3 protein-coding genes are annotated in these 13,445 nt (G+C 47.2%); 2 read left to right on the plus strand and 1 reads right to left on the minus strand.

Annotation, left to right across the window (positions count from 1 at the left end):
• Together AACR09_RS23595 and AACR09_RS23600 are read left to right on the plus strand one after the other, a co-directional pair.
• A partial coding sequence (locus tag AACR09_RS23595; protein WP_193835803.1) for a tandem-95 repeat protein occupies window positions 1-11,639 on the plus strand: 11,639 nt, incomplete at its 5' end.
• A gap of 201 nt (window positions 11,640-11,840) precedes the next feature.
• Window positions 11,841-12,194 (plus strand): hypothetical protein, encoded by a 354-nt coding sequence (locus AACR09_RS23600; protein ID WP_017079131.1) that lies wholly within the window; start codon window positions 11,841-11,843, stop codon window positions 12,192-12,194.
• A 227-nt stretch (window positions 12,195-12,421) separates the two neighbouring features.
• Here the strand turns inward: AACR09_RS23600 and AACR09_RS23605 are convergent, their stop codons facing one another.
• Window positions 12,422-13,318: a sigma-70 family RNA polymerase sigma factor gene (locus AACR09_RS23605; RefSeq protein WP_102453633.1), complete on the minus strand. Its 897-nt coding sequence runs from the start codon at window positions 13,316-13,318 to the stop codon at window positions 12,422-12,424.
• Window positions 13,319-13,445 lie beyond the last annotated feature (127 nt).

Here is a 13,445-nt window from a genome sequence, read left to right on the forward strand (position 1 = left end):
ATGCTGATTTCAATGGCGATGTTAGCTTTACGTTTGATGTGTCTGATGGTGATGATGTTGTCTCTACCAACCTAGAGCTAACGGTTTCACCTGTGAACGATGGTCCAGAAGCACAAGACCAGACATTCACAGTCGGCGAAGATGGTGTGTTAACTTTCAATGACCAAGACCTATTAACAGGTGCAACGGACATTGAGGGAGATGACCTAAGTGTTGAAGGTGTAACTTACACTGGCACAGACGGTGTCCTAACCGATAATGGCGATGGCACATACAGCTTCGCGCCAAACGAAAACTTCAATGGCGATGTGAACTTCTCGTTCAATGTATCAGATGGTACCGATACGGTAACCGCTAACATTGATGTAAGCGTGACGCCAGAGAATGATCCACCGGTTGCGGGTAGCACGTCTTACACGGTTCATGAAGACAACTCTATTACGATCAGTAACGAACAATTGCTAGCGAACTCTTCGGATATCGAAGGTGAAGTGGCGATTGATAGCGTGACTTACAGTGGTAGTGACGGTGTTCTAGAAATCAACGGTGACGGCACATATACCTTCTCTCCAAACGAGAACTTCAATGGCGAAGTTAGCCTTGATGTGGTTGTTGTGGATGAAGACGATGCAGCCGTATCGACTACAGCGGGCATTACGGTTCTAGAAGTGAACGATCCGCCAGTTGCTGGCCCAACGTCATACACCATCGATGAAGATTCAGTACTGACTTTCAATGAGTCTCAAGTTCTGCTGAACGCTTCTGATATTGAAGGTGATGTTGAGCTTGTTGAGATCAACTACGATGGCCCAGACGGTATCTTCTCAATCAATGGTGACGGTACATGTAGCTTCGCTCCGAATGAAAACTTCAACGGCCAAGTGCAGTTGGATGTGACCATTCAAGATGAAGACGGCGCTCAAGTTGATACGTTTATTACGGTTGATGTATTACCAATCAACGACGTGCCAGTATCAGGCGACCTGGCATACAGTGTTGAGGAAGACGGTTCGATTACCTTGAGCCAAGAGCAGCTTCTTTCTCAAGCAAGCGATGTAGACGGAGACGACCTGACTGCTTCTAACTTGATTGTTGATGGAGACGCGACGGTTGTTGCTAACGATGACGGCAGCTTTACCATTACGCCAGATGCGAACTTCAATGGTGACATTGACCTAACGTTCGACATTAGCGACGGTACAGATACGCTTGTTGCGACGGCTGACCTAACCGTCAATCCAGTTAATGACCTTCCACAACCACAAGACCAAACGTTCAGCATCGGTGAAGACGGCATCTTGAACTTCACTGATGAAGACTTGCTAACAGGGGCGACCGATATCGATGGGGATGACCTATCGGTTGAAGGTGTGACTTACACAGGTGCCGACGGTGTTCTTACTGACAATGGCGACGGAAGCTACAGCTTTGCGCCAAACGAGAACTTCAATGGTGATGTGAACTTCAGTTTTGATGTGTCAGATGGTACGGGTACCGTTCAAGCCAACATTGATGTCAGCGTGACACCAGAGAACGATCCACCTGTTGCAGGTAGCACGTCTTACACCGTTCATGAAGACAACTCAATTACCATCAGCGACGAACAGTTACTTGCTAACTCTTCGGACATTGAAGGTGCTGTGGCAGTCGATAGCGTGACTTACACTGGCGCTGACGGTGTCTTTGAAGACAACGGTGACGGTACTTACACCTTCTCACCAAACGAGAACTTCAACGGCGAAGTTAGCCTTGATGTTGTCGTTACCGATGAAGAGGGCGCAACTGAAGCGACCACCGCGGGTATTACTGTACTTGAGGTGAACGATCCACCAATCGCAGGCTCAACCAGCTACTCAGTGAACGAGGACGAAGTTATCACCATCAGTTCAGAGCAACTGTTGGCGAACGCTTCTGATATCGAAGGTGAAGTGGCGATTGATAGCGTTAACTACACAGGTTCAGACGGTATATTTACCGACAATGGCGACGGAACATTCAGCTTCGCACCTAACGCTAACTTCGATGGCGACGTAAGCCTTGATGTTGTCGTTACTGATGAAGAAGGCGCAACCGTAGCGACTAACGCAAGCATTGATGTTCTGCCTGTTAACGATGCTCCGGTATCGGGCGACTTGGCGTACAGCGTGGACGAAGATGGCTCAATTACTTTGAGCCAAGAGCAATTACTTGCTCAGGCGAGCGATGTTGACGGCGATGACTTAACAGCGGCTAACCTGACCGTTGGTGGTGATGCGGCAGTTACTGCAAACGATGATGGTAGTTTCACTATCACGCCAGATGCGAACTTCAATGGCGACATTGATTTGAACTTCGACATTACCGATGGTGATGCGACGCTTCAAGTAACGGCTGACCTAACGGTTAACCCAGTTAATGACTTGCCAACAGTCGGTGAGCCACAATTTGTGACTCAAGAAGACACCAGCTTTACCTTTACTGAAGAACAACTGCTGCAAAATGCGGGCGACATTGATGGCGATAACTTATCGGTTGAAAATGTCGCTTCTGACAGTGGTTCACTGGTTGATAACGGCGACGGTACTTACACATTCGCACCGAATGAAAACTTCGACGGCAATGTGAATGTTACGTTCGACGTGAATGACGGTACAGCGACAGTATCAGCAGAAGCGACGATTGATGTTCAATCTGTGGTTGATATGCCTGAGCTGTCGATTGCGTCTGACTTGGTGATTGCTTCAGACAACTTCGAGTCTGGCTCAAACGGTTGGAATACCGGTACTGAAAGCTCACAAGGCTTCGAATCAGGTGACATGCTAGGTCGTATTGGTGGCACTGATGGCGATGAAGCTGTCAGCAAAACTTACGACATTCCAAGTGATGTGAGCGAAGTTAATATCTCGTTCAGTTTCTACGAAATTGATTCTTGGGATGGTGAGTCATTCCAAATCTTTGTCGGCGGCGAAGAGCTTACTTCGTTAGACAACTCGGCGTTCCAAACTCAAGATGGCACTACAACATTGTACGATTCAGCGGGCAATGAAGTGGGTGAAGTTGTTCACGGCGTGTCGCAAGGTGAAGGCTTCAGTGGTTGGAACGACCAAGCGCACCAAATCAACTTAACGGTACCCGTTGAAGACGGCCAACTTGAGTTAGGCTTCGGTTCAACCTTGAACCAAGGTGTGAGTGATGAGTCGTTTGGCATCGATAACATTGAAATCACAGTGTCTGACGCGGATTACCAAATCATTGGTACCGAAGATACACCTGTACCACTCGATATTGATGCCGCTCTAACCGATACCGATGGTTCAGAAAACCTTGCTATTTTGATTGAAGATGTGCCGGAAGGCAGCTCGCTTTCTGCAGGTACCGATAACGGTGATGGCACATGGTCATTGCAACCAGGCGAGCTAGAAGGGCTAGAGTTTATCCCTTCAGGTGACTTCAATGGGGATGTGGTTCTAACCGTGAATGCGACGTCGACTGATGTTGATACGGGCACCACCGCAACGGCAACGCAAGATGTGACGATTCATATCTCGCCAGCGAATGATGCTCCAGAAGTTGATGGTGATATCAGTGCCGTTACGGCCGAAGACAACAGTATCACGCTAACTCAAGAGCAGTTGCTAGAGCGCGCTGTCGATATTGATGGTGATGACCTATCCGCAATCAATCTAACCACTAATGACGAAAATGCGACCGTTGAAATGAACGACGATGGCAGCTTCACCATTACTCCGAGTGAAAACTTCAACGGTAATATCGAATTTAGTTACGATGTCACCGATGGGGAAGAGATGGTCGCTGCTGGCCTAGACTTGACGGTAACACCTGTCAATGATGCGCCAGAGCCACAAGATCAAGCATTCACTATTGGTGAAGATGGGGTTCTTAACTTCTCTGACGCTGACCTGTTAACGGGTGCAACGGATGTTGAAGGTGATGACTTAACGGTAGAAGGTGTGACATACACGGGTGCTGATGGCGTTCTTACTGATAATGGCGACGGAAGCTACAGCTTTGCGCCAAACGAGAACTTCAATGGTGATGTGAACTTCAGCTTTGATGTGTCAGATGGCACGGATACGGTTCAAGCGAACATCGATGTGAGCGTGACGCCTGAGAACGATCCACCAGTGGCGGGCAGCACGTCTTACACTGTGCATGAAGACAACTCAATCACGATCAGTAACGAACAGCTATTAGCCAACTCTTCAGATATTGAAGGTGAGGTTGCGATTGATAGCGTGTCTTACACTGGCAGTGATGGTGTGTTCGAAGACAACGGTGACGGCACTTATACTTTCTCGCCAAACGAGAACTTCAATGGGGATGTTAGCTTAGCGGTTGTTGTTACCGATGAAGAAGGGGCAACAGAAGCGACCACAGCGGGAATCACTGTACTTGAGGTGAACGATCCGCCAATCGCAGGCTCAACCAGCTACTCAGTGAACGAAGATGAAGTTATCACCATCAGTGCAGAGCAACTGTTGGCGAACTCTTCGGATATTGAAGGTGAAGTAGCGATTGATAGCGTTACTTACACAGGCGCTGACGGTATCTTTACTGACAACGGTAACGGCACATTCAGCTTTGCACCGAACGCAAACTTCGATGGCGATGTTAGCCTAGATGTGGTGGTGACAGATGAAGAAGGTGCGACAGTAGCCACTAGCGCAAGTATTGATGTTCTTCCAATTAACGATCCACCTGTATCGGGTGATTTGGCATACAGCATTGATGAAGATGGTTCCATTACTCTGACTCAAGAGCAGTTGCTATCTCAAGCATCTGATGTGGATGGCGATGACCTAACCGCAAGCAACTTAAGCGCAGGCGATAATGCAACCGTTGTTGATAATGGTGATGGCACCTTTACGGTAACGCCAGATGCGAACTTCAATGGCGATATCGACCTAAGCTTTGATATTTCGGACGGCACCGAGTCGATTGTGGCGAACGCCGATCTGGCGGTAAACCCAGTCAACGACTTGCCAACGACATCTGATGTATATGCGAACGTTGATGAAGATAATGTCATCACTATCACACAGGAGCAGTTACTTGCGAATGCCGCTGATATTGAGGGCGACGACCTTGTCGCTTCCGACTTAACCTTAGTGGGTGACGATGCAACGATTGTCGACAATGGCGATGGCACGTTCTCAATCACTCCAAGCGAAAACTTCAATGGCTACATCGATGTTGCCTACAGCATCAGCGATGGCGACACACCAATTGCCGCTAACTTAGGCTTGACCGTTGACCCAGTTAACGACGCGCCAATTGTTTCTGCTGATGTGGCGATAACCATTGAAGAAGACGGTTCATACACCATTACTCAAGAAGAGCTCCTACAATTCGCGACTGACATCGAAGACGATGACATGACCGCAATTATCGGAGAGCAGGGCGATGAAACGACCGTTACTGGTACTGTGTTGGATGCTGAAACTGGCAATCCAATCGCAGGTGCGGATGTTACGCTAACCGACAACGCAGGTCATTCTTACACGGCGGAGACGGATCAATCCGGTAACTACTCTGTGAGCGGTCCTGTTGTTGACCAAGGTACCGTTAGGATTGAACAAGAAGGCTCAATTACTAGCAGCTTCCTAGTTCCAGCAGGCGAAGATACCAATGGTGGCGTGACTGCAATATCTGAAGTCCTTGAAGAAACAGATATGCGTATCGTGGTCACATGGGGTGACAGTCCACGTGATATGGACAACCACCTATGGCTCTACGATACAGAGAATGGCAATGAGCTAGACCATATTTACTATCGCGACATGAGCCATGATCTTGGTGAAGGTAACGTTGTTCAGCAAGATGTAGATGACACAAATGGTGGCGGCCCTGAAACCATCACCATTCCAAACTACCAAGATGCTGACATGCACTATTCAGTACACAACTACACCAGCAGAAGTTGGGATGTAGATGGTGCTGAAGATGTACAGGTTCAGGTATTTGTTGGCGATACATTGGTTGAAACCTTTAGCCCTGATTTATCTGAAAGCCCATCGGGTGACCACTGGCATGTATTCGATATCGTGAATGGCATTATTGTTCCAAGCCAAGATGTAGGCACTCAAAATGCATTCGACTTGCCAACGGCAGAAGAAGCGCTCGCGAATGAAAACGGCATTGATATCTCTGAATTGCTAACGGGCGATGAAGGTGATGACTCTGGTGATACGGGTGGAAACGAACCAAGTGTTGGAGATGTTTCTATTGAGAACGCTCTTATCACTGACAATGGTGATGGTACTTACACCATTACACCGGAAGAGAACTTCAATGGTGAATTCTCGATTAGCTACAACGTAGACGATGGCAACGGTGGGGTTACTCCAGCGGAACTAGACGTGACAGTAACAGCAGTTAACGACCTTTCTGTAATTTACGACCACGACTACACCATTAATGAAGATGGTTCGCTGACCTTTACCGATGAACAGCTACTGACTGGTGCAACGGATATTGACGGCGATGATCTTTCTGTCGAGTCGGTTAACTACGAAGGCGCAGACGGTGTGTTCACGGATAACGGCGACGGTACTTATACCTTTGCTCCAAACGAGAACTTCAATGGTAATGTCGACCTAACTTACGATGTGAGCGATGGTACAGATGTTGTATCGGCGAATATTGATGTTCAAGTGGTTCCAATCAACGACGTACCGGTAGCAGGTTCTACAACTTACAGCGTTGAAGAAGACGGCAGTATCACCCTAAGCGATGCACAACTTCTGGCGAATAGCTCGGATGTTGAAGGGGAAGTGTTTGTCAGCGATGTAAGCTACAGCGGCACTGATGGTGTATTCACTGATAATGGTGATGGTACTTACACCTTTGCTCCAAACGAAAACTTTAACGGTGACATCAGTCTTGATGTATCTGTTATGGATGAAGATGGCGCAACCGCTGAAACAACCGCAGGTATCGACGTCATTGCTGTTAATGACTTGCCGGTTGCAGGTTCAACGACCTACAGCGTTGACGAAGATAACGTGATTACCATCTCTGAAGCACAGCTTCTTGCGAACAGCTCAGACATTGAAGGTGATGTATCCGTTAGCGACGTTTCCTACTCAGGCGCAGACGGTATCTTTACTGACAATGGTGATGGTACTTACAGCTTCGCACCAAATGAAAACTTCAACGGCAATGTCAGCCTAGATGTAACCGTTGCTGATGAAGAGGGTGCAACGGCTGAAACCACTGCGGGTATAGATGTTATCGCAGTCAACGATGCACCAGTGTCAGGTGACTTGGCTTACTCAGTGGATGAAGATGGTTCAATCACGCTAAGCCAAGAGCAACTGCTGGCTCAAGCATCGGATGTGGACGGCGATGATCTTACCGCGGCTAATCTGACCGCGGGTGATAACGCTACCGTTACGGCAAACGATGATGGTTCATTTACTATTACACCGGATGCCGACTTTAATGGTGATATTGACCTTAGCTTCGACCTTTCTGATGGTACTGAAACGGTTGTTGCAACGGCCGACCTTACTGTGAATCCAGTGAATGACATCGCGGTTGTAGAAGATGTCGCTTACACCATTGAAGAAGATGGTTCACTTACCTTTACAGACGAGCAACTGCTAGCGGGTGCTTCTGATATTGATGGTGATGAGCTTTCAGTTGCTGATGTGTCTTACACTGGCGCAGAGGGTGTGTTTACCGACAATGGCGATGGCACTTACACCTTTGCTCCAAACGAAAACTTCAACGGTGAAGTAAGTCTGGACTTCTCAGTATCTGACGGTACAGAGACGGTTGATGCAAACATCGACGTAACGGTAACAGACGTTAACGATGCACCAGTGGCAGGCGCAACGTCTTACCAAATGAACGAAGATGGCACCATCACATTGAGCCCTGAGCAGTTGATTGCTAACAGCTCCGATGTGGACGGTGAAGTGTCGCTTGATAGCGTGAGCTACTCAGGTGCAGACGGTATATTGGTTCAAAATGAAGATGGTTCGGTCACGTTCGCACCAAACGAAAACTTTAACGGCGACATCAACCTTGATGTGACGGTTATTGATGACGACGGTGCTACCGCTCAAACCACCGCTGGTATTGAAGTTATTGCAGTTAACGACGCACCAGTGGCCGGAAACGTGGCTTACTCGGTTGATGAAGATGGTTCAATTACGCTATCTCAAGAGCAGTTGCTGGCTAACGCATCCGATGTTGATGGTGATGCACTAACCGCAAGCAACCTATCTGCGGGTGATAATGCGACTGTAACAGCGAACGAAGATGGTTCATTTACTATCACTCCGGAAGCTGACTTCAACGGCGACATAGACCTAAGCTTCGATGTTTCAGATGGCCTTGAAACTGTTCAAGCTGGCGTCGACCTAACGGTTAACCCAGTCAATGACCTACCAACAGCAGAAGACCAAAACTTTACCGTTGAGGAAGATGGAACGCTAGTCTTCACGGATGCAGACCTACTAGCAGGCGCTGGAGACATTGACGGCGATGACTTGTCTATCTCGGATGTGTCTTACACGGGTGCAGAGGGTGTGTTCACTGACAACGGTGACGGCACTTATAGCTTTGCTCCGAACGAGAACTTCAATGGCGATGTAAACCTTGGCTTCACAGTGACTGATGGCACTGAGACAGTCGATGCGAATATTGGTGTGACGGTAACGGATGTTAACGATGCGCCAGTAGCGGGTTCTACGTCTTACCAAATGAACGAAGATGGCACCATCACAATCAGCCCTGAGCAGTTAATTGCTAATAGCTCTGACGTTGATGGCGAAGTGTCGCTTGAAAGCGTGACTTACTCAGGCTCTGACGGCACCTTGATTCAAAACGATAATGGGTCTGTGACCTTCACGCCAAGCGAGAACTTTAATGGTGATATCAGCCTAGATGTGGTTGTGACCGATGATGACGGTGCAACTGCAACAACAACGGCAGGAATCGAAGTTCTGGCTGTGAACGATGGACCAGAATCTGAGGAAGTGAAACTAACCACAGCCGAAGACAGCACCATCCTTATCACACAAGACATGTTGTTAGCTCAAGCTACCGACATCGATAACACCGCAGATGAGCTGTCAGCTTCGGGTCTACAAATCGACCCTAGCTTAGGTGAGTTGCTAGACAACGAAGATGGTACTTGGTCATTTATGCCAAACGAAAACTTCAATGGCGATGTGCCAATGACGTTTAATGTTAGCGATGGCCAAGAGACTATTTCAGTCGACGGCAACATCGATGTTACACCAGTGAATGATGCACCTGAAGCGCCAATGATTGAGATGCAAGGCGAAGAAGATGTGGTCATGGTGATTGACCCTGCTTACATCGCAGATCAAGTAACAGACCTTGATGGCGACGAGATCAGCATCGAGAGCATCACAGTTCGAGCTCCAGCGAACGCGACCTTAACTCAGCAACCAGACGGCATGTATCACTTAGTGACTACGCAAGACTTCAATGGCTTGGTAGAACTGGGTTATCAAGCGACTGACGGCGAAGAAGTGGTTGATGGCTCGCTGAATGTGGATGTCATTCCGGTTAACGACGCACCATTCAATGTCGGCAACGCAATGATGACCACAGACGAAGATGGCGCGTTCACCTTCGATGCTGGCGACTTGATGAACTTGTTCGGTGACATTGATACCGCTGACCTTGTTGTTTCTCGCATTATCACCGCAGACGGTGAAGATGGCGGAGAAGTAACAGACAACGGTGATGGTACTTGGACATTCACACCAACAGGCGACTTTGCGGGTGTTTTTGACCTGCAAGTTGTCGTGAGTGACGGTGAGTTTGAAACGGTTCTCGATGTTCCTGTGTTCGTACGTCCTGTCGCAGATGGCGCGGTTATTTCAACTGACCATGACGGTCCATTGGTGTTCGGTGAGGATGAAACGGGTCACTTAGGACTGAACGTTGGCCTAGTCGATGATTCAGAAACACTAAGTAACTTGGTGATGACAGGTTTCCCTGTTGGATTCGAGGTAACCGATGGTGTGAATACCGTGATGATCACCGAGCCGGGTCAATACATCGACCTGTTCGACTGGGATATCTCAAACATTCAAATGACGCCGCCTGAAGACTTCCATGGTGAGTTCTTCGTAACCGTAAGTGCAACAACCGTTGATTACGGAGATGAGCCGGAAGCGTTTGATGATGGTATCGATTCAGGTGATTTCGAAACTGTAGCGGGTGATTCCATCATCCTAACAGCGGACGACTTAATCGGATTGGCTGAGAATGTGGATGCAGACAGCGATGATGAAGTGAAACTGGTTCATCTTGCCGACCGCAGCCAAGGTGAGATTGTCGATAATGGCGATGGCACTTGGACGTTCACACCAGCACCAGGCTTTACGGGCGAAGCAGACATTGCATACGTAGTTGATAAAGATGGCGTGCTTCATGATGAGCAAACTGGCGTAGTCGTGAAAGAAGGCGACTCGCAAGACAATGCAGCACCAGAAGTTAACAGTATCACAACGACGGAAATCGCAGCGGATGCCACTTTATCGTTCACTGATGAAGACATGTTAGCGAACCTGAGCGATGCAGAAGGCGATAGCTTGAGCATTGAATCAGTAAGCTTGATGGAAGGTCAGGGCGTAATAGAGAGCGATAACCAAGGTAACTATCAATTCACTCCTGCTGAAGACTACACCGGCGATGTTCAAGTTGGGTTTATAGCGACCGATGGCGAAAATCGCATCGAAAGCTTCTTCAATGTGGATATCCAAGGCGGAGATGAAGCAGCGGCGAGTGAAAGTTATGCCTTAGCTGATGATGGGTCACTAACTATCACGGATGCACAGCTGGTGGATGAGTTGGGCGTGAGTGATTCTGCACAAGTTGTTGATGTTGCAGACGCGAACGATGCTGGCTTCTTTGCCGAATCAGGTGAAGGTGAGTGGACTTACTGGCCGAACGAAGACTTCGATGGCAACTTAGCGATGAATGTTGAAGTTAACGACGGCGGTGAAGTATCAAGTCATAGCTTAAGCATCCAAGTTGAAGATGATTCAGTACAAAGTGATGAACCACAAGTCCAAGCTGCTCAAGCAACAGAAGAGCAACAAGTGGAAGTGGCTCAACAAGCTGATGACCAAGCTCAAGATGCTGAAACTGAAGACAGTACAGCAGATGTAACCGCGGCACCGGGCGATACCATCTCTATCTCGATTCCAGATGAGGTGAGTGGTAACGAATCGGTTGATTACGCTGATATGTCTGGCTTACCTGAGGGCGCTACTGTGAGCAACGCACTGGATAACGGTGATGGTAGCTTCACAATCAGTGGCAACCTAGAGCAGCCTGTATCCGTTGAACTTCCAGAAGGTTATGAAGGTACTAGCGAGATCCAATTCCAAGGTTACGACGAATTGGGTAGTTCAATCGACGGAGCAAGCGGTTCTGTTGAAGTTGAGGTCGATGATCAATACACCATGCAAGGTTCTACTCAAGAGCAGCAACCGGACATGGCGGGTATGGAATCTGGAGGCAGCGACTGGACAAGTTCAGGTGGTCAAGATCAAGGTGTTGACTTCACGGATGACTCTGGAAGCTTCGATTCAGATTCTCAAACTGGAACCGATCAAGGCAACGACTTCGACCAAAGCTCGATTTAATCGAGAGGGCTTAGTTTTAGTCTGAACCGACATTTAGTCTAAACCAACAAGTAGATAGGGCAGCGTAAAGTTGCCCTCATTAAAGCTATGTAGAGTCATTGATGCATGGCTTTTTTATTTGTTTTGTTTCGCTAAATAAACTTGAGAACAGATAAAAATGTCCTTAATTATTAGAAGAGTTAGTTAGAAAGGAGGGACGACATGTATCGTTATGTCAGTTCACCGCAAGCGTCGAAGTACATCGTGCCACCACCTCAACATCGTGAGTTGTCGAGTGTGGATGTGCCTGAGTCCGAATTAGAGATGCGAGAAATATTGAATAATTGGTTTGCTGATGGTTTAGCACCCATTATTGAAAGTGAAGATGACTACATCTCTGCGAGCGATCACGTTCGATTTGAAAAGCTCAGCGGCACCGTTGGGATGCTGTTGAGAAACAAAGATTATTATTTTGCGGCCAAACGGATTTTATCTGTGTGGGAACAAGATTGCCTTGAAACCACTTACATCAATTATCTCATTTTACGCAGTGAGCGAGTCACTTCTTTAAGGTAAGTTAATGCTGTGGCACTTGCCATTAGCCATTAGCCATTAGCGACTTACGGTTCGTGTGCTTACGGTCTTTTTGTTTTTCTACCGAATTAGGCAAACAAAAAGGGCAAGCTTTGAGGCTAACCCTTAAGGTTCTTTCTTTAATTAACGTTGTTGCTCACAATTAACGATGCTTTTGTCTAACGTTATTGTTCTTTCCTGTCGTTATAACTTATCAGTAGGGTTGAGACTTACACCCAACCATCAAATTTGAGTCGTTTTTGAATTCTCTCGACTGCTTCTTTCTGCATTTGTCTAACACGCTCATTAGAAACATTCACATCTTGCATTTGTCCCACCTCAGACAGTGTTTTCACCTTGTTATCAAAGAAACCAAAACGGTGAATGAGAACCTTCTGTAATTTGGGTGGCAGTGTGTTTATTATTTGCTCTAGAGCTTGGGTAAAAGACTGATCTTCAAAATCTTTTTGCGGGTCAGGGATATACTCACTTTCACACTGTTCAAGTACTATTGGTGCGTGGCTGATACCAACCGTTGTTGTCACGTCAATAAACCCGCTAAGCGCCACGAGTTGGTCGACACGTTTTGCCTTAACGCCAGAGCTGTCTGACAACTCTGAAATAGAAATCTCTTTACTCATTTTTTTACTTACATCGAGCTTCTTGGACGCGAGGCTATTTATTTCTTTGCATACGTGGGCGGGTAATCGGACAGTACGACCTTTATTCATCAATGCCGCTTCAATATTCTCTCGAATCCACCATACTGCGTAAGTCGAAAAGCGATAACCGGGTTCTGGATCGTATTTATCGATTGCCTTAATCAAGCCAATGTTACCTTCTTCAATCAGGTCGAGCAGGGTGAAGTTATTGCCTTTACGTTTTAGGTAACTCTTTGCGATTTTTACAACAAGTCGCAGGTTTGATTCGATCATGATGTCACGTGCTTGCTTGTCACCCGCGCGATTCAATTTTGCGTAATACACCTCATCTTCACGCGACAGCAAATCAATCCCCACAATATCCTTTAGATAGCGAGCATAAGGTTCTGCAGTGGTAGAAAATGATTCTTTAGTGGGTGTGTCATCCGTGAGCCCCTGAAACGCAGCAAAACTGTCATTGTTCATTTCCTTGTCCTTTTTTAGCCGACTGAACGTCTTATTTTTTTATTTTATTATTTTATTATTATGCCACCAAGTGATTAACGCTTGGTTTCATTAGAGTGTAGATAACAGTTTCTTCTTTACCAATAAA

This window comes from Vibrio sp. OPT20 (assembly GCF_963889365.1).
Taxonomy (GTDB): domain Bacteria; phylum Pseudomonadota; class Gammaproteobacteria; order Enterobacterales; family Vibrionaceae; genus Vibrio; species Vibrio splendidus.

Coding starts and splice junctions, on each gene's coding strand:
- AACR09_RS23605 (WP_102453633.1), bottom strand. CDS start 13,318: ATGAACAATGACAGTTTTGCTGCGTTTCAGGGGCTCACGGATGACACA.
- AACR09_RS23600 (WP_017079131.1), top strand. CDS start 11,841: ATGTATCGTTATGTCAGTTCACCGCAAGCGTCGAAGTACATCGTGCCA.